This window comes from Natrarchaeobius chitinivorans, assembly GCF_003841505.1.
Taxonomy (GTDB): domain Archaea; phylum Halobacteriota; class Halobacteria; order Halobacteriales; family Natrialbaceae; genus Natrarchaeobius; species Natrarchaeobius chitinivorans.
Genome location: NZ_REGA01000003.1, coordinates 199,511 through 217,107, shown reverse-complemented (window position 1 = coordinate 217,107; position 17,597 = coordinate 199,511). Strand labels below are relative to the sequence as shown.

Below are 17,597 nucleotides of genomic sequence, written 5' to 3'. Positions count from 1 at the left end.
CACCTATTGAGGGGCGGCCGCAACGACAGCCCAGTATGAACGGGGACGGAGCGCGTATTCTGGCGAAAGCCGGTTCGCTCGAGGATCGTCGAAGAGACACGTTCGTCCGCGGGTGGCGATGACCGACGAGAGAGGGACCGGCGACGACGGCACCGAGATCCGCCAGCTCGACGAGGACACCGTCGCGCGAATCGCGGCCGGCGAGGTCGTCGAGCGGCCCGCAAGCGCCGTCAAAGAACTCGTCGAGAACAGCCTGGACGCCGACGCCGACAGCGTGGACGTCGCGGTCGAGGCGGGCGGGACCGAACTCGTCCGGGTCGCCGACGACGGCCGCGGGATGTCCGAAGCCGACCTGCGAGCCGCCGTCCGCCAGCACACGACGAGCAAGATCCAGAGCCTCGAGGACCTCGAGTCCGGCGTCGCCACCCTCGGCTTTCGCGGCGAAGCGCTGCACACGATCGGCTCGGTTTCGCGGACGACGATCCGGTCGCGCCCGCGGGCGGACTCGGGTGACTCGGGGACGGGGGCCGGAAGCGAAGCTGACGTCGGGACGGAGCTCGTCTACGAGGGCGGCGAGGTCGTCTCCGTCGAGCCGACGGGCTGTCCCGAGGGGACGGTCGTCGAGGTCGAGGACCTCTTCTACAACACGCCAGCCCGCCGGAAGTTCCTGAAGACGACGGCGACGGAGTTCGCCCACGTCAACCGCGTCGTCACCCGTTACGCGCTCGCCAACCCCGACGTCGCGGTCTCGCTTACCCACGACGGTCGCGAGGTGTTCGCGACGACGGGGCAGGGCGACCTCCAGGCCGCCGTATTGGCCGTCTACGGTCGCGAGGTCGCTTCGGCGATGATCCCCGTCGACGTCGACGAGGAACTCCCACCCGGCCCGCTCGAGTCGGTCACCGGACTGGTTTCCCACCCCGAGACGAACCGCTCGAGCAGGGAGTACCTCGCGACGTACGTCAACGGCCGCGCGGTGACCGCCGACGCGATCCGGCAGGGAATCATGGGCGCGTACGGGACGCAACTGGGCGGCGACCGCTACCCATTCGCCGTCCTCTTTCACGAGGTTCCCGGCGACGCGGTCGACGTCAACGTCCACCCGCGAAAGCGCGAGGTGCGATTCGACGACGACGACGCGGTCCGCCGACAGGTCGACGCCGCGGTGGAGGCGGCGCTGTTAGAGCACGGGCTGCTTCGCTCTCGTGCGCCCCGCGGTCGATCCGCGCCCGGCGAGGCGGCGGTCCGACCACAGGGGTCGCGGGACTCAGGTCAGCCCGCAAACGCTGGCGGCAGCGAATCTGCACCGGGGACTGCGGACGCCGAAGCCTCGAGGTCGGCGGACGACGATCAGCACGTGACTGCGACGGACGACACTCAGCACGTGGCGGACGAAACCGAACCGGAGACGTCGACGAACGGCGACGCGAGCGGATCGACGGCGTCGGGGTCGCCCGCGGACGCGGACTCGACAGCCGACGCGTCGTCGCTCGAGACCGACGCCGCTACCACCTCGAGCACTCGGTCGTCCGGGGCGACGAAGGCGGAATCGACGGCGAACACGAGGGCGGAGTCGTCGACCGGACTCGACTCGACCACCGAGGTCGCCAGCAGGGGCGGTTCGACCGACGACGCCAATCACGAAAGCGGGATCGACGACCTCGAGCCCGACCGGAAGTTCGCCGCCGCGACCGAGCAGCGAACGCTCGCGGGCGAACCGGTCGCCGACGAGCACACCGAGTACGATTCGTTGCCCCCGCTTCGCGTGCTCGGACAGCTCTCGGAGACGTATCTGGTCTGTGAGACGGCCGACGGGCTCGCCTTGATCGACCAGCACGCCGCCGACGAGCGGGTGAACTACGAGCGACTGCGGTCGGCGTTTGCCGAAGATCCGACCGCACAGGCGCTGGCCGAACCGGTCGAACTCGAGCTCACGGCCGGCGAAGTCGAGGCGTTCGAAGGCTACCGCGAAGCGCTCTCGCGGCTGGGCTTTTACGCCGACCGGATCGACGACCGAACGGTCGCGGTGACGACCGTCCCCGCGGTGCTCGAGGAGACCCTCGAGCCGTCGCAACTGCGGGACGTGCTCGCGTCGTTCGTCGACGGCGACCGCGAAACGGGCGGCGAGACGGTCGACGCGCTGGCCGACGAGTTCCTCGGCGATCTCGCCTGTTATCCCTCGCTGACCGGAAACACGTCACTGACCGAGGGGTCCGTCGTCGACCTGCTCGCCGCCCTGGACAACTGTGAGAACCCCTACGCCTGCCCCCACGGCCGGCCGGTGATCGTCCAGTTCGACGAGCGAGAGATCGACGAGCGCTTCGAGCGGGATTATCCCGGCCACGGTGGGTAGTAGCATCTGGAAACCGTCGACGGAATCGGTTATTTCGAAAAGAACGACGAAATCGATCCTGCTCGGCGAATCGAACGTCTCGTCGGGTCGGCGGGATGAACCTCGTCCTCGAGAAATCGAAGGGACCGACCGATCGGGTCAGCTCCGATCGGAACTCCCTGTGAACCTGTCCCGAACGTTCCCCGTGATACATGCCTCTGACTTCGGGACCGCTTTTCACTCTATTTCGAAACACTATCAATGTTCGTGGATCAGTCGGACGATGCGATGCGAACTCACCCCTGTCGACTGCCGTTCGAGCCCACAACGGTACGTCGATGGCGGTCGTAGCGGTATGCATGACGACCCGTCGACTCGATGGATCGAACGCCGGCGGGCAGTTCCTTCGGACTGCGCTCGGACTTTCGGTCCGCTACAACGAACCGATTCACATCGAACACGTCCGCGGCGACCGGCCGACACCGGGACTCGGTCACCAGCACCTCGCCACCCTCGAGACGGTGGCCGAACTCTGTGACGCCGACGTAACGGGAGCACAACTCGGCTCGGAGTGCGTCGAATTCGACCCGAATCGTTCCGTCGATGATCGTAGATCCCAGCCGGACGGCCGCCAGGAGAGGCCGCTCGAGGGAGGGCGCTATCGCGTCGACATCGGAACGGCTGGGAGTATCTCGTTGCTGCTCGACGCGTTGGCCCCCCTCGCAGCCGTCCTCGAATCGCCGCTTTCGATCACGGTGACCGGCGGAACGGACGTGAAGTGGTCGCCTCCTATCGATTACCTCCAGTACGTAAAGCTCCCGCTGCTTCGTCGGTTCGGTCTCGTCGCCGCCTGCGAGGTCGACCGCCGCGGATTTTGTCCCGACGGCGGCGGTCACGTGACGCTCCACCTCGCACCGTCGCGGTTCGACCGAATCGACCTCGTCGACCGCGGACCGCTCGAGGGCGTTCGAATCTACTCGACGGAGGCCGTCACACTGGCCGACAGCGACGTCGCGTCACGGCAAGCGGACGGAGCGCTCGAGCGCCTGCGACCGTTTTTCGACGACCGGCGGACCGAGGCGGACGCTGACCGGCGGCCGGAGGCGGACGCGGACCGACGGACCGAGGCGGACGTGGGAGGCGGCGAACTCGTCCCCATCGAGCGCCGTGAGACGACGGCGGCGAGTGACTGTCCGGGCACCGCGATCGTGATCAGGACGGATCACGAACACACAATCGGGGGGTTTACCGCTCTCGGCGAGCGCGGGAAGCCGGCCGAACGCGTCGGCGAGGACGCAGCCGACGCGGCGATTCGGTATCTCGAGGGGAACGCAGCCGTCGATCGCCACATGGCCGATCAGCTGCTTCCGGTCCTCGCGCTCGCGGGCGGCCGAATCCGAATTCCAGCGATGACCGATCACGTCGCGCTCGGAGCCGAGTTACTCGAGTCCTTCGGCTCCAGCGTCGAGTGTGAACGCGATGGCGACTCTCATCTCGTAACCGTCTCCTCGCCGTGAGGATGGCTCGAGTGAAACGGGCGAGCAACGGGGTGAGAACGGGCGGCCAATGGATGATGAATGACATGACTTATACTTCGGCCAAACGTTGAGCGACGCATGACCACGTCACGGACGACCGGTCGACCACGGAGGGCCGACCGGTGAGCGATCTCGTCACCTTTGGAGAGACCATGCTCCGGCTCTCGCCGCCGGACGAGCGACGACTCGAGGACGCCGACGAGTTCGAGGTGCTCGCCGGCGGCGCAGAGAGCAACGTCGCGATCGCCGCACAGCGCCTGGGAATGCCGGCGACCTGGCTGTCAAAGGTTCCGGAATCACCGCTCGGCCGACGCGTCGTCAGCGAACTCCGTGGGTACGGTATCGACACCGACGTCGTCTGGAGCCATCGCGGGAGACAGGGAACGTACTACCTCGAGCGTGCAGGCACGCCGCGTGGGACGAAAGTTATCTACGACCGGGACGACACCGCGTTCGCGACCGCCGAAGCCCGCGAATTCGACGTCGATCGCGTCCAGAACGCCCGCGTCTTCTTCACGACGGGAATCACGCCGGCGCTCTCCTCGACGCTTCGAGACACCACGGCCAGTATGCTCAAGGCGGCCCGGCAGGGCGGGACGACGACGGCGTTCGACTTCAACTACCGGCGAAAGCTCTGGTCTCCGGAGGAAGCCGAGGAGACGCTGACCAAACTCTTTCCGGGCATCGACGTCCTCGTGATCGCCGCTCGCGACGCCCGATCAGTACTCGGGTTCGAAGGCGATCCACGTCAACTCGCGCACAAACTCGGCTCCCAGTACGAGTTCGAGACGGTCGTCGTCACCCGCGGGTCCGAGGGCGCGATCGGCTGGCACGATAGCGTCGTTCACGAACAGGGTGCCTACGAGACCGATACCGTCTCGAAAATCGGAACCGGGGACGCGTTCACCGGCGCGTTCATCGCCCGCCGGGTGAGCGGCGACGACGTGCCGACGGCGCTCGAGTACGCCGCGGCGACGGCAGCGCTCAAGCGGACGATCCCGGGCGACGTCGCGCTCGTCTCCGAAGAAGAGGTCGAGGCAGTCGTCTCCTCGGGTGGTGAAGAGCTGTCGCGGTGACGGTATCCATCGGTCGTCGAGCGTCCGAACGGTCGTAGACACCCGCAAACGGACCCGATCGCGACGAGCGGCCTGCCGAGTCGTGAAGCGGATTCGATGGGGTCGTTCGTGATGGTCGAAGCGGACACGGGTCACCGGGTCGCTGCTCGGATCTCCCCACAATCCGGCCCCGAGCTTTTGGATAGCCGTCTCGTACACTCCGTATGGCTCGAGAGGTTCGGCAGGCGACGACCGGCGACGCGGAGGGGATCCACAAGACCGCACGCGCGAGCTGGCACGCAGCCTACGACGACGTTCTCGGTCCGGAAACGGTCGACGAGATCGTCGACGACTGGTATGCACTCGGCGACCTCGAGTCGTCGATCGCCGACGCGAGCCGCCGCGACGATGCGATGTTTCTGGTCGTCGACGCCGATGGCGAGGACGCCGCATCGGCGGTTCTCGATCGGTGTCGTGGATTCGCTCACGTCGTTCCCTGGCCCGAGGAGACGTCGGTGGCGTATCTCGTCCGGCTCTACGTCGATCCCGACGTCTGGGGTGAGGGAACCGGGACCGAACTGCTCGAGTTTCTCGAGAACGGCCTCGCGGATCGGTTCGACCGGATTCGCCTGGCCGTCCTCGCCGACAACCGCGTCGGCGTCTCGTTTTACGACGGGACGGGATTCGAGTGCGTCGAGACGAGAGAAAGCGAACTGGCGAACGGACTCGAGGAGTACGTCTACGAAAAGCCGATCTGAACGTCTGTGGCGGTGCGTCCCCGCTCTTTTCGTTTTTCTTATCCGAAGACCGCTGCGCGAGCGGTCGCTTATACTGTCGGACAGAAGTCAGTGAGAAGTCGGTCGCGAATTCGCGGCCGTCACCATCGGAGACGGCCGCAGGAGAGCGACCGATCTTCAAATAGTTCTGTCCGACAGTATTACAACGTTTTCTCGGCTTCGGCTTCGTCGACGACCTCGACTCCTCGGTTGTTGACCGCCATCGGATCGAGGCCAACTTCCTGGAGGAACGTCTTGTACTCGCGTTCGCACTGTTCGGCGTCCTTTTGCTTGTCGCTCGCGCGATCGCAGAGTTCGACCAGGGTTTCGGGGACGTCGTTCTGGTAGACGATCCAGTGGTTGATCAGATCGGAGAGGCGGCGGATCGGGCTGGTGAAGTGGCCGTAAATCTCGAAGTTCAGCGCGTGATGACCGCCGAACGGATCGTTCATGTACCGGGCACGCGGCATCACCTTCATCACCGCCCACTGGATCTTGTCGAGTTGCCGACCGGGGGCCTCCTCGAGCGTCGCGTTGACGGCTTTGCGCGGATCGTCCCAGGTGTCGCCGGGGATCGAGACGCCGTCTAGGTCCTGGATTTCCTGGAGCGCCTTCGACCACTCGTCGGGGCTGGGCTGAGGGTGGACTCGATACATTGCTTCGACGCCGCGGCTCCACATCAACTCGTGCGTGACGGCCTTGTTCGCTTTCAGCATGCACTCCTCGATGATGGTGTGGGCACGGTCCCGGGAGGGGTTCAGGACGAGCGAACCGTCTTCCTTGCGCTGTTCGTGCATCCGGTCGGCGAGTTCGTGGACGAGGGCGTTTTCCTCGTGAAGCGGCGCGTCGGGGTCCTCGAGGCGGTTTTCGGCCTCGCCGTAGGTGAGTCGTTCGTCCGACTCGATGACGGACTTGTAGATGTCGATCGTCTCGTAGGTGAGCGTCTCCTTGTCGAGGTGCATCTCGACGGTGTGGGCGAAGCGCTCTTCGTCGGGAACGAGCGAGCAGACGGATTCGGCGAGCACCGGCGGCAACATGTGGATCGTGTAGCCAGGGAGATAGACCGTATTGCTTCGCTCGACTGCCTCGGCCCACATCGCAGACTCGGGGTGAACGTAGTGGGTGACGTCAGCGATGTGTACCCAGAGGACGAACTCCTCGTCTCGCTCCTCGATGGAGATGGCGTCGTCGAAGTCCTGGGCGTCGATCGGGTCGGTCGTCCACGTCGTTAGCTCGCGGAGGTCCTCGCGGTCGTCGATCGCTGCGTCGATGTCGGCCTGAACGTCGCCGGTTAGCTCCGTGGCCTCCTCGAGTACCGCTTCGGGGAACTCGTCTCGGATTTCGAACTTCTCGAACAGTTCCTCGCGCTTGTTCTCCAGGTGACGGGAGAGGTCCTCGGAGATTTCGATGGGGCCCTGGCCTTCTGCCGTACCGGCTTCGGCCTGTTCGTCGTCGCTCATGGGGGGGTCTACGGACGTGGGTGTGAAAGTCGTGTCGGGAAAGGTCGATGCACCACGGACCGATACGGATTGTCGTACCGATTACCGGCGCACCCGCCCCCCAGATCGCAGGTGTGCCGGAAACGACGTACTGTAAATCGTATGAATGGATCAGCATCGTCACAATCATGAATGGATCTGCACCGTCACAATCAGGAGTGTGTCGCGATCGTGCCGGAAATCGGGACAACTGAGAGGTCAGGACTCCTCTTCGACCGTTCCGTAGCGGTCCTCGACCGCTGAGATGTATCCCGAAAGAAACGACTTCTGGCCCCGTTCGCCGGCCTCGAGTTCGACGAGGAGGTCCTCGAGTTCGTCTCGAGGCTGGCGACACAGGTCTGTATAGCAGTCTTTACAGAGGTGTTCGAACGTCTTATCCTCCCGATCCCAGCGATCACCGTACTTGTCGTACTCGCGGGCTGTCGATCGGGAGACCTCGTCCCCGCAGGCGAGACACGTGACCGTCGCCGTGCGATTTCGGGAGGGCCACATGGATGAACGAACGCCGTGCTACTATTTAGCAATTGTCACACGTTTCCGAGTCGTTCACAGTCAGTTCGGCCGATCAGTTTCCACGGGACCACGAGGGAATCGCTCATACGGATTGCTGTAACGATTCGCCGGCGCGACCGTAGGGTGGGACGCGGTCGCGCCGGTAATGACTTACAGTAAACCGTATCAGGAGTCGTCGAAGACGACGCTGGAGGGGGTTCGAACGGGGACTACCCGAGTTCGTCGATCAGCCCACCACCGTCGGCGTCCTCGGTCGCCCGCCGATAGTATCGCACCCACAGCATCTGGAGCGGGGCGATCAACAGGGGGACGAAGTAGGCGACGGAAACTGCGACCGCTGCGACGGGAATCGACAGCGCGAAGACGGTCGGCGTGATGAGCCCACGAATCGTAACCATTCGCGCGGTTCGATCGTCGATCCGGTCGTCGGTGAATCCCGCTCGAGCGGCGTAGCTCCAGACGGCCGTCAACAGTACGCCGACGAGAACGAAGTTGACCGCGTACAGCGTCCAGGCGAACGGCGTTCCGTACAGACCGAGCACCTCCGTCGGGTACGGAAGGAACGATATCGAAAGCAAAAACAGCAGGTTCAGCCACAGTAGGACCCGATCGTGGCTCTCGATGTATCGAAAGAGGTTGTGGTGGACGATCCAGTAGATGCCGACGACCACGAAACTGAGCAAGTAGCTGACGAGCAGCGTCTCCTGGTCGGCGATCGCCCCGGGAAGTGCCGCCGCCGGGACGTCGGGAACGTCGAACTGCAACACCAACAGCGTGAGCACGATCGCGAACAGCCCGTCACTCAACGCTTCCATCCGGTCCGTTCCCTCGCCGCCGAGCGTCCTGACCATACGGACCAGTCCACTCGAGGGACCGAATAATCACCTTCGCGTTTCACGCGGTGGAGGGTCGGGACGAGAGACGTCCCGCGGTGTCGCGATCGGTTCGACCTGGGACGAATCTAATCCGTTAAATGCGTCCGGAGGGAAGCAGTCGTATGCAGGTCAAGTCTCGACACCACCTTCGAAGCGACGCCGTCTCGGACATAGAGGAGACTCTCGCCGATCAACTCGGCGTTTCTCCGGACGGAGACGCCTACGAACGCGTCGAGTTCGAGGACACCGACTGGGAAGTGATCCTCATCGACGGCGAGCCCCAGGTCGCGTACTTCGACGAGGATCCGTTCCTGACGGTTCGCGGGGCAAACGCCTACGAGCCCGACGATCGGGTCGTGACTGTCGATACGGGCGCGATCTCGTTCGTCAGCGACGGCGCGGACGTAATGCGCCCCGGAATTACGGCGGCGACCGACGACATCTCTCCGGACGATCTTGTCGTCATCGCAGAGGAGTCTCACGGAAAGGTACTCGCGATCGGGCGCGCTCGAGTGGACGGGACCGAGATGGTCGGCGACGAGGGAAAGGTCGTCGACTCCTTGCACCACGTCGGCGACGACCTCTACGAGTTCGCGGGTTAATCCGACGAGCGTTCGGGTCCGATTCCTATCCATCCCCGTGACTGTGTCTGACGTAAGAACTATACTCGCCGCGACAGTGCCTACAGGCAATGGGAATTATGAGCAAGATCATCGGCGGGGATCAGTCCCGAACCGCCGAGGATTACGTCGAACTGGATCTCGACGACGTCGCGGCCGATTCGGCCGGCGCGAGCATGCAGGTACACATCGCGGAGGTCGGCGGACAGGCCGACGCGATCGACATCAAGGAAGCGATCTACGACGGCGACATCGTCATCGCAGACGTGACACGCCTGCGAACCAAAGACAGCACCGTCGAGCACATCGTCGACGAACTCCGCCAGGTCGCACAGGAGGTCGACGGCGACATCGTCCGGAAAGGCGACGATCAGATGATCATCACGCCCACCGGCATCCGGATCAGCCGCGAGAAACTCGGGCAGTCGTTCTGATCGCCTCGAGGGAATCCCTCATACGGTTTACTGTAAGCCATTGCCGGCACACCCGCGACCCAGGCGGCGGGTGCGCCGGTAACCAGTTACAATAATCCGTCTCAGCCAGCGGGACGAGTTTCCTCCGTTCGACGACGGACTCGAGCGGAGCGGCCGTCCGATTGGAACCGGCGGTGTGCGGAGTCGATTGGCCGTGTGAGTTCGATTCCGACGGGGAGGCCGGTGTCGCCTCCGGCGATCACCGCGGTGCGTCCGCGGCACCGACCGCGAGGCCGAACCCGTTCGCCCGATTCGGCTGGTGTTTCCACCCGGCGGGAATAACGGTGCCGTGTTATCCCGTCACGGCCGGTAGATCCGTGTATGTCAGGATTTCGTGCGACCGTCGTGATCCACGATCCCGCGGGTTGTCCGGTAGCGGGCGTGTCTGGGGCCGTCGAGGAACCGATCGACTCGGTGACGCGGACCAGATCGACGGCCGACGACGTCGTCGTCGAGGAGTTCGGCGTCAGCAAAGACGGCAGAGTCGAGGAACACGACCCGGTGGACGACGTCGAACTGACCACGGTCCAATCGAACGACCGCGAATCGGTGTACCGGTTCGAACGCGAATCCACGGCGGACTGCGCCTGCGAAGTCGTCGAGGACACCGGAACGCCGATCACGTCCGTCCGCGCCCAGGACGGGTCGTTACTGCTGTCGTTTCATACCCTCGAACTCGAGGAGATCGCCGAAATCGTCGACGATCTTCGAGAACGGTTCGACGGCGTCCTCGTCGAGGGGCTTACGCAAGATCACGAAAGCGCGTCGAAAGATCCGGTCGTCGTCGACCGAGACGTACTGACCGGACGCCAGCGCGAGGTCCTCGAGACGGCCCAGCGGATGGGATACTTCGAGTACCCGAAAGGAGCGAATGCGACGGACGTCGCGGACGAACTCGGCGTCGCTCGCTCCACGTTTACCGAGCATCTGGCCGCCGCACAGACGAAGCTGATGGGAGCGATCCTGAAAACATAACGGGACTGATCTCTTCTGCGGATACCGGTAGACGAATGTTCAATTCTCTGTCGGAACCAGCCGTTCAGCGGTGTGACGAGCGCGAGCAAACGCAGACATCGGACGCGTTCGGCCGTGAAGGCGACCAAACGACAATACTTTTCCATCGGGATGCGAAACTCCGAGTATGGTTGACGACCTCAGGAAAGGACTGGAGGGAGTTCTCGTCGCAGAGTCGGAACTCAGCTCCATCGACGGTGACGAAGGTCGACTGATCTATCGCGGCTACCGTATCGAGGATCTCGCCCGAGGCGCAAGCTACGAGGAGGTCCTCTATCTGCTCTGGCACGGTCACCTCCCGACGGCTGACGAACTCGAGGCGTTTTCCGACGCGCTGACCGGGGAGCGATCGGTCAGCGAGGACGTGCTGGTGACGATGGAACGGCTCGCCGACGCCGGCGAACAGCCGATGGCCGCCCTCCGCACTGCAGTCTCGATGCTCTCGGCGTCAGAACCCGAAACGGACGCCGACCCCGACGACCTCGAGGCGACGCTGCGAAAGGGACGGCGAATCACGGCGAAGATTCCGACCGCGCTCGCGGCGTTCGAGCGGTATCGCCTCGGCGAGGAGCCGGTCGATCCCGATCCCGAACTCGGCCTCGCATCGAACTTTCTGTTTATGTTGACCGGTGAGAAGCCGGACGACGTCGCAGCCGAGGCGTTCGATCAGGCGCTAATCTTGCACGCGGATCACGGGCTGAACGCGTCGACGTTTACGTCGATGGTGATCGGTTCGACGATGGCGGACATCTACAGCGCGGTGACCGGCGGAATCGGCGCGCTCTCCGGGCCGCTTCACGGTGGAGCCAACCAGGACGTCATGGAGGTCCTGATCGAAATCGACGAGAGCGATCTCGATCACCGGGAGTGGGTCGAACAGGCGACCGAGGAGGGACGACGCATTCCCGGCTTCGGCCACCGCGTCTACAACGTCAAAGATCCACGCGCGAAGATCCTCCAGGAGCGCAGCGAGGAACTCGCCGCGGAGGGCGAGGACAAGTGGTACAACTACACGACGACGATCGAGCAGTATCTCACCGAGGAGAAAGGGCTCGTCGAGAAGGGGATCGCCCCTAACGTCGACTTCTACTCGGGATCGGTCTACTACCAACTCGGCATCCCGATCGACATGTACACCCCGATCTTCGCGATGAGCCGCGCCGGCGGCTGGATCGCCCACGTCCTCGAGTACCAGGAGGACAACCGACTCATTCGACCGCGGGCCCGATACACCGGACCGCAGGACCAGGAGTTCGTCCCGCTCGAGCAGCGATAACGGCCACGGTTCGACACGGGACGTTACTCGCTGAGTTCCCTGACGAGCAAGGAGATACCGATCAGCGAGCCGAACATAACGACCAGATTGAACGCGGCGTGGATCAACGGCTGGTGTCTTGGTTCGACCCAGAGGTCGATCGCGGCAGTCACGCTCCAGTAAAACTGGATCAGGGCGACGAATGCGAGCAGCGAACAGATCGCCAGCCCGGCCCAGGCGAGGAACTGCCGGACGCGCCCCGATCCGAGTCCGGAGTCGCCTCCGTCCGGTGATCCGGTCCGGGACCGCGAGCGGTCTGCGTTCGATTCGATCGAGTCGTCGGTCTGTGTCGGCGTATCAGTCATCGTTTCCTCCGTATCGCTGCGAGTGCGAGTACCACTGCAGCCCCCACGGTCGCGCCGACGACGCCGAATCCGGGCGTCGAGTCGTACTCGTCCTCCGTATCGAGGTCGTCGTCGACCGGTTCGGGACGGTCGCTGTCCGCTTCGGCTGCCTCGAACCCGTCGTCGGTCTCGAAGTCGCCCGTATCGAGGTACGATTCGGTGTCGGTTTCGTTCGCAACGACGGATTCCGGGCGGAGATCGGCGACGCCCCGCTCGGTCGCCACGATCGTCCCGTCGAGCCAGAGCACCGCGTCGAGGTAGTAGCTGTACTCGTCGGTGACCTCGAGCGTCGCGGTCGGCGTCGCCGTCTCGCCGGACTCGACGTCCGAAATCGGCACCGTCTCGGAGTCAGCGACGATGTTCGAATCGGCCTGTCGAGCTTTCACCTCGAGTTCGAGCGAGTCGGCGGTCTCGTCGCCGGTGTTGGTGAGATAGCTCGTCACCTCGAGGGTCGCGTCGTCGGCCGACGTCGATTCGATCGAGTACTCGATCGCGGGGACGGTCGCGAACGCGCCGCCGTAGTCACCGCCGAAACGGTGGAACTCGAGGCCTGTGTCGGCGTACGCCGGCGTCAACGAGTCGACGCCGGAGACGCGGTGGGTCCTCGACTCGGTCCGGGTTCCGTCGACGTAGACGAGCGTCTCGATCTCGTGGCTCCCGTCGCGCGGGACGTCGATCGTTTCCGAAACCGTCGTCTCGATTTCGGCCTCGAGCGTCCCGACCTCTCGTTCGGTCGTGTCCTCGAGAAGCCCCGTGTCGGTGTTCGTCGCCCGGTGGACGACGGTCACGTTCTCGACGGGACCGCCACGCGCGTAGAGGTAGGTGTCGACGGCGAGCGTCGCCGACTCGCCGGAGACCTCGTCGGCAGCGATCGTCACTTCCTGGAGCGTTGCCTGGGAGTGGACCGACGCGTCCGCGTCGGGATCGGCGGGATCCGCGATCGCACCGGAGAGGGCGAGAGTCGTGAGCGCGGCGACCACGACCACGAGCGCGGCAACGGCAAGCGCGTACTCGCGGTTCATGACGGCTGATCTCGACCAATCATATAAGTGCTTTGTGTAATTCTGCGTGAACGAACGGTCGCCGTCGAACTCGGCGCAATCGGAAAGTGACGTCGGCTCGAATACGAACCTGTGTACGTCTTCGTCTACGGAACGCTGACCGAACCCGAACGGGCGGATACGGTACTCGGTGACGACCGGTACGAATTCGATGGAACGGCGACGCTCGAGGGACTCCAGCGCGTCGAGGGCCAATACCCGACGCTCGCTCCGGGCGGAGGCGTCGACGGTCGACTGCTCGTCGTCGACGAGGCGGGTCTCGAACGCCTCGACCGGTACGAGGGCGTCGACGATGGGCTGTACGTCCGCGTCTCGGTTCCGGTAGTCGACCGCGACGAGTCGGGGCACGTGTACGTCGGTCGACCGGATCGACTCGGCGTCGCCAGTCCCGTCGAGTGGCCGGACGCGGAACCGTTTCGGGACCGCGTCCGGCGCGGCCTCGAGCGTTCGAACGCCGTGGTACGCCCTCACGAATGACGACCGTCGTCCAGTCGTCTGACGAGGAGATCATCGCCGCCATGTACTGCGATTACACTTTCACTCTGGAGGGACAGGGTTTATATACTCCGCGTTCCCCTCTTCACTCGCACGTCACACGCCGTGCATCCCTGTATTCCCACCGGTGCTGTCCGCGTTCGACAGCCCGCTTCGTTCCGTCGGACGGACGACGGCCGACGGCTTCGATGAATTCGGTCGAAGCCCGTACTCCGTTCCGTTCGACGGTTTCACGTCACATCTCCCGAGCAGTGGCGCTTCGATACGGTCCGGTGCCCGTCAGTGTCGTGCGAGCAGGAATGGGACGGGATTTCCCCGGCAAGTCGGTACAGCGATCCGTCTGAAACGCGTTCTCGAGAGCTGCTACGCTGCCCGACACTATTACCGTCCGCGGCGAGTACACGGGGGTATGCTCGAACTCTCGGACGTTCTCGACGCCCGCGACCGGGTTAGCGAAACCTCCAGACACACGCCGCTGGAGTACTCTCACACCTACTCGTCGATGACCGGAGCCGAGGTGTTTCTCAAACTGGAGACGTTTCAGCGGACCGGCGCGTTCAAGATCCGCGGTGCGACGAACCGGATCGCGACGCTGACGCCGAAACAGAAAAGCGCAGGCGTCGTGACCGCGAGTGCGGGCAACCACGCACAGGGGGTTGCACTCGCCGCGACGCGAGTCGGCGTCGATTCGAAGATCGTCATGCCCGAACACGCCCCGATATCGAAAGTCAAGGCGACTCGAAACTACGGTGCGGAGGTCGTTCTCGACGGCACCGACTACGACGAAGCCACCGAGCGGGCCCACGAGATCGAACGCCAGGAGGCGCGAACCTACGTCCACGCGTTCGACGACGAGATGGTCATGGCCGGCCAGGGAACGATCGGCCTCGAGATCGTCGAAGACTGCCCCGACGTCGATACCGTCGTCGTTCCGATCGGCGGCGGCGGGCTGATAAGCGGGATCGCCACCGCGATCAACGAGCAAAAACCCGACGCGCGCGTGATCGGCGTCCAGGCGGAAGGTGCCTCGAGCGCCGCCAGTTCGCTCGAAAAGGGGGAACGCGTCTCGCTCGATGGGGTCGACACGATCGCCGACGGAATCGCCACGCGAACCATCGGGGAACGGACGTTCGAGCACATCCGCGAGCACGTCGACGAGGTCGTCACCGTCTCGGATCCAGAGATCGCCGTCGCGATGGTCTACCTCCTCGAGCGATCGAAGGTGGTCGTCGAGGGGGCGGCCGCGGTGACCCTCGCCGCGCTCCTCTTCGAGAAATTTCAGTTCGACGAAAACGAGACGATCGTTCCCGTTCTCTCGGGCGGGAACATCGACCTCAACACGCTCACGAACGTCATCGTCCGGGGTCTCGTCGAGACCGGACGGTACCTGCGGATTCGAACCGTCCTCGCCGACCAGCCCGGAGCGCTCGAGCAACTGCTCGACATCTTTACCGCCCATCGGGCGAACATCTACGCGATCCACCACGATCGGACCTCCCGAGACGTCGAGATGAGCGACACCGAAGTCGAGATCGACCTCGAGATGCGCGGCCCGGATCACGTCGACGCGTTTCTCACGGATCTCCGGGAGGCCGGGTACGAGGTCGACGTGTTGGTCTAATCGACTGGCGGCGGGGCGGATCCGGCCCACCGGGTCAACGAAACGGGACCCAGCTCTCCGCTACGATTTCGATCTCGGTCGCCGGGGTGAGGCCGGTCCCATCCAGTCTGCTTCCGTCGTCTTCCGCCTCGTTACTTGCGCCGTCTCCACTCTCATCACCCTCGTCTTCGCCACTCCCAACATCCTCGTCTTCGTCACTCCCGACATCCTCGTCTTCGTCACTCCCGACATCCTCGTCTTCGCCACTCCCAACATCCTCGTCTTCGTTATTCTCGCCGTTGCCGGTTTCGCCGCCGTTTTGCTCGTCCTCTGTGGCTGGATCGCCGTCTTCGGTCGTCCCGTTGTCGTTCTCGTCGTCCGGACGGCGATATCTGAGGACGTGATCGTCGCCCAGCCGACCCGAGAGTTCGTACGTGGCGTCCCGCACGACCTCCTCCCCGGGGATTTCGTAGGGGACCGAGATCAGCTCGTCGGGGAAGAGCGTCATCACCAGCTCCTCGCCGTCGACGCGCATGCCGTTCGGCCGCACGTCCACGTGTGGGCTCTCTTCGTACTCGTCGCTCCAGAGGTTGATCCACGTCTCTCCCGGGTGGTCCTCCGGCTCCGCGCGCAACTCGAGGGTGCCGAAGGGGCGAATCCCCATGCTGACCAGTTCGATCGGCCCGTCGTCGACGTTTTCGACGGTGAGTTCGATCACGCCGGGGGAGTCGACGCGGATCGCCGGATCGACGACCTCGAGGTCGAACGAGATCGGCGCGTCGTCGACGGGGTCGCTCGAGGCGTCGACGACGGTGTACTCCGTATCGGCCATGCAACCGGCGAGCGTCGCGGTCGACGCGGCGACGGTACCGAGAAGCGTTCGCCGACGGAGCGTCGACCGTCGCTTCCGACCGCCGACGCGGTCCACGCTGGCTTTCCCTTCGGCGGTCACATCGGGTTCGTCATTCCGTCCGTCGTGACCGGCCGTCATCGCAACTCACCTCCGTCTGCCGCCTCCTCCGTCTGTGCGACGAAGATCGACTCGACGGAGGGCTCCTCGAGATCCGCTCGTCGAATCGCTACGCCCGCCTCCTCGACGGCCGCGATCACGTCCTCGCGGCGGTCTGTCGACTCGAGTCGAACGACGACCGTGTCGGCGGCTGGCGCAGTCGCCGTCGTGGCCGAAGGTGTCGGTTCGCCGTCGACGTCGGCCGACGGTGGGCCGGCCTCCACAGAAGACGACTCGTCGCTCGAGGGGGCTCCGGCCATCGCGACCGATGCATCGACGACGCCCGAGACGCCGCTCGCCGCCCGACGGGCGCGCTCGGGATCACCGTCGACGACGAGTTCGAGTTCCGTCGTCACCGGCGCCTCCGCGCGTAACTCCTCGAGAGTTCCCTCCGCGACGAGTTCGCCCTCGTGGAGAATTCCCATCCGATCGCAGACGAGTTCGACCTGGCCGAGGACGTGACTCGAGAAGAAGATGGTCGCGCCGCGCTCGTTTTCCTCGTGGGCGATCTCGCGGACCGTGCGGACGCCGTGTGGATCGAGCCCGGAGAACGGTTCGTCAAGAATCAGCAGGTCGGGTTCGCCCACGAGCGCCATCGCGAGCGCAAGCCGTTGGCGCATCCCCCGGGAGTAGCTTCCGGCGTCGTCGTCGATCGCTTCGGCGAGACCGACCCGCTCGAGCAGCGCTTCGGGGTGGTCGTCGGTCCCTTTAGTGTCGATCACGAGTCGCAGGTGGTCGCGGGCGGTCCGGTTCTCGTAGACGCTGAAGCCATCGGGGAGAATGCCGACGCGCTGGTGGACGTCGACGACGTCGGCGCGGGGATCCAGTCCGAGGACGCGGATCGAACCCTCGGTCGGTCTGACGTAATCCATCAGGAGGTTGATCGTCGTCGACTTGCCGGCGCCGTTGGGGCCGAGGAAGCCGTAGATCTCGCCCGATTCGACGGACAGCGAGAGGTCCTCGACGGCCGCGTCGGGGCCGTAGCGCTTCGTCAGACCTTCAGTTTCGACGACCAGTTCGTCGCTCGCGTGCTCGAGCGTTCCGTCGTTGCCCGTCCGGTCGGACGCACCGCCGTTTT

17 protein-coding genes are annotated in these 17,597 nt (G+C 64.6%); 10 read left to right on the top strand and 7 right to left on the bottom strand.

From position 1 onward, the window contains the following. Nucleotides 1-118: 118 nt before the first annotated feature. The 4 genes from mutL (at nucleotide 119) to EA473_RS05360 (ending at nucleotide 5,683) form a co-directional block, all read left to right on the top strand. Nucleotides 119-2,353, top strand: coding sequence for a DNA mismatch repair endonuclease MutL (mutL, locus tag EA473_RS05375; RefSeq protein WP_124194636.1), 2,235 nt, complete (start codon nucleotides 119-121; stop codon nucleotides 2,351-2,353). A gap of 338 nt (nucleotides 2,354-2,691) precedes the next feature. After that, a complete protein-coding gene (rtcA, locus tag EA473_RS05370) occupies nucleotides 2,692-3,849 on the top strand; it encodes an RNA 3'-terminal phosphate cyclase (RefSeq protein WP_124194635.1) in 1,158 nt (385 codons plus the stop codon). Between the two features lie 143 nt (nucleotides 3,850-3,992). After that, nucleotides 3,993-4,946 carry a bifunctional 2-dehydro-3-deoxygluconokinase/2-dehydro-3-deoxygalactonokinase gene (kdgK1, locus tag EA473_RS05365; protein ID WP_124194634.1) on the top strand — a complete coding sequence of 318 codons (954 nt, stop codon included), beginning with the start codon at nucleotides 3,993-3,995 and terminating at the stop codon, nucleotides 4,944-4,946. Between the two features lie 203 nt (nucleotides 4,947-5,149). Then, nucleotides 5,150-5,683, top strand: coding sequence for a GNAT family N-acetyltransferase (locus EA473_RS05360; RefSeq protein ID WP_124194633.1), 534 nt, complete (start codon nucleotides 5,150-5,152; stop codon nucleotides 5,681-5,683). A gap of 179 nt (nucleotides 5,684-5,862) precedes the next feature. Here the strand turns inward: EA473_RS05360 and EA473_RS05355 are convergent, their stop codons facing one another. The 3 genes from EA473_RS05355 to EA473_RS05345 all read right to left on the bottom strand — a co-directional run bounded on the left by EA473_RS05355 (nucleotide 5,863) and on the right by EA473_RS05345 (nucleotide 8,564). Further along, entirely contained in the window at nucleotides 5,863-7,161 is a 1,299-nt protein-coding gene (locus EA473_RS05355) for an RNB domain-containing ribonuclease (protein ID WP_124194632.1), read from the bottom strand. A 237-nt stretch (nucleotides 7,162-7,398) separates the two neighbouring features. Beyond that, nucleotides 7,399-7,692 (bottom strand): DUF7562 family protein, encoded by a 294-nt coding sequence (locus EA473_RS05350; RefSeq protein ID WP_124194631.1) that lies wholly within the window; start codon nucleotides 7,690-7,692, stop codon nucleotides 7,399-7,401. A gap of 230 nt (nucleotides 7,693-7,922) precedes the next feature. Beyond that, nucleotides 7,923-8,564 carry a TMEM175 family protein gene (locus tag EA473_RS05345; RefSeq protein ID WP_124194630.1) on the bottom strand — a complete coding sequence of 214 codons (642 nt, stop codon included), beginning with the start codon at nucleotides 8,562-8,564 and terminating at the stop codon, nucleotides 7,923-7,925. A 146-nt stretch (nucleotides 8,565-8,710) separates the two neighbouring features. Between EA473_RS05345 and EA473_RS05340 the strand changes: the two genes are divergently transcribed. The 4 genes from EA473_RS05340 to citZ all read left to right on the top strand — a co-directional run bounded on the left by EA473_RS05340 (nucleotide 8,711) and on the right by citZ (nucleotide 11,971). Further along, entirely contained in the window at nucleotides 8,711-9,190 is a 480-nt protein-coding gene (locus EA473_RS05340; RefSeq protein WP_124194629.1) for an RNA-binding protein, read from the top strand. Nucleotides 9,191-9,279: 89 nt separating this feature from the next. Next, nucleotides 9,280-9,642: a cell division protein SepF gene (locus EA473_RS05335; RefSeq protein WP_124194628.1), complete on the top strand. Its 363-nt coding sequence runs from the start codon at nucleotides 9,280-9,282 to the stop codon at nucleotides 9,640-9,642. 360 nt (nucleotides 9,643-10,002) lie between these two features. Continuing rightward, the gene (locus EA473_RS05330; RefSeq protein ID WP_124194627.1) at nucleotides 10,003-10,656 is read left to right on the top strand and encodes a helix-turn-helix domain-containing protein; all 654 of its coding nucleotides are present in this window, start codon (nucleotides 10,003-10,005) and stop codon (nucleotides 10,654-10,656) included. Nucleotides 10,657-10,822: 166 nt separating this feature from the next. Continuing rightward, a complete protein-coding gene (citZ, locus tag EA473_RS05325) occupies nucleotides 10,823-11,971 on the top strand; it encodes a citrate synthase (RefSeq protein ID WP_124194626.1) in 1,149 nt (382 codons plus the stop codon). 23 nt (nucleotides 11,972-11,994) lie between these two features. Here citZ and EA473_RS05320 read toward each other — a convergent pair whose 3' ends face one another. Continuing rightward, a complete protein-coding gene (locus EA473_RS05320; RefSeq protein WP_124194625.1) occupies nucleotides 11,995-12,315 on the bottom strand; it encodes a hypothetical protein in 321 nt (106 codons plus the stop codon). Continuing rightward, on the bottom strand, nucleotides 12,312-13,376 hold the full coding sequence (locus EA473_RS05315; protein ID WP_124194624.1) for a DUF7490 domain-containing protein: 1,065 nt from the start codon (nucleotides 13,374-13,376) through the stop codon (nucleotides 12,312-12,314). Before EA473_RS05315 ends, EA473_RS05320 begins: the two co-directional genes overlap by 4 nt. 111 nt (nucleotides 13,377-13,487) lie before the next feature. Here EA473_RS05315 and EA473_RS05310 point away from each other — a divergent pair, with 111 nt between their 5' ends. Both EA473_RS05310 and ilvA read left to right on the top strand, forming a co-directional pair. After that, nucleotides 13,488-13,892: a gamma-glutamylcyclotransferase family protein gene (locus EA473_RS05310; protein ID WP_124194623.1), complete on the top strand. Its 405-nt coding sequence runs from the start codon at nucleotides 13,488-13,490 to the stop codon at nucleotides 13,890-13,892. 427 nt (nucleotides 13,893-14,319) lie between these two features. Then, a complete protein-coding gene (ilvA, locus tag EA473_RS05305) occupies nucleotides 14,320-15,531 on the top strand; it encodes a threonine ammonia-lyase (protein WP_124194622.1) in 1,212 nt (403 codons plus the stop codon). Between the two features lie 34 nt (nucleotides 15,532-15,565). Here the strand turns inward: ilvA and EA473_RS05300 are convergent, their stop codons facing one another. Continuing rightward, nucleotides 15,566-16,501, bottom strand: coding sequence for a hypothetical protein (locus EA473_RS05300; protein WP_124194621.1), 936 nt, complete (start codon nucleotides 16,499-16,501; stop codon nucleotides 15,566-15,568). Beyond that, complete coding sequence (locus EA473_RS05295) at nucleotides 16,498-17,514, bottom strand: ABC transporter ATP-binding protein (protein ID WP_124194756.1); 1,017 nt, start codon at nucleotides 17,512-17,514, stop codon at nucleotides 16,498-16,500. The genes EA473_RS05300 and EA473_RS05295 overlap by 4 nt, the downstream gene beginning before the upstream one ends. Between the last annotated feature and the right edge of the window lie 83 nt (nucleotides 17,515-17,597).

Coding starts and splice junctions, on each gene's coding strand:
- EA473_RS05315 (WP_124194624.1), bottom strand. CDS start 13,376: ATGAACCGCGAGTACGCGCTTGCCGTTGCCGCGCTCGTGGTCGTGGTC.
- citZ (WP_124194626.1), top strand. CDS start 10,823: ATGGTTGACGACCTCAGGAAAGGACTGGAGGGAGTTCTCGTCGCAGAG.
- ilvA (WP_124194622.1), top strand. CDS start 14,320: ATGCTCGAACTCTCGGACGTTCTCGACGCCCGCGACCGGGTTAGCGAA.
- EA473_RS05330 (WP_124194627.1), top strand. CDS start 10,003: ATGTCAGGATTTCGTGCGACCGTCGTGATCCACGATCCCGCGGGTTGT.
- EA473_RS05320 (WP_124194625.1), bottom strand. CDS start 12,315: ATGACTGATACGCCGACACAGACCGACGACTCGATCGAATCGAACGCA.
- mutL (WP_124194636.1), top strand. CDS start 119: ATGACCGACGAGAGAGGGACCGGCGACGACGGCACCGAGATCCGCCAG.
- EA473_RS05360 (WP_124194633.1), top strand. CDS start 5,150: ATGGCTCGAGAGGTTCGGCAGGCGACGACCGGCGACGCGGAGGGGATC.
- EA473_RS05300 (WP_124194621.1), bottom strand. CDS start 16,501: ATGACGGCCGGTCACGACGGACGGAATGACGAACCCGATGTGACCGCC.
- rtcA (WP_124194635.1), top strand. CDS start 2,692: ATGACGACCCGTCGACTCGATGGATCGAACGCCGGCGGGCAGTTCCTT.
- EA473_RS05350 (WP_124194631.1), bottom strand. CDS start 7,692: ATGTGGCCCTCCCGAAATCGCACGGCGACGGTCACGTGTCTCGCCTGC.
- EA473_RS05335 (WP_124194628.1), top strand. CDS start 9,280: ATGGGAATTATGAGCAAGATCATCGGCGGGGATCAGTCCCGAACCGCC.
- EA473_RS05340 (WP_124194629.1), top strand. CDS start 8,711: ATGCAGGTCAAGTCTCGACACCACCTTCGAAGCGACGCCGTCTCGGAC.
- EA473_RS05355 (WP_124194632.1), bottom strand. CDS start 7,161: ATGAGCGACGACGAACAGGCCGAAGCCGGTACGGCAGAAGGCCAGGGC.
- EA473_RS05345 (WP_124194630.1), bottom strand. CDS start 8,564: ATGGTCAGGACGCTCGGCGGCGAGGGAACGGACCGGATGGAAGCGTTG.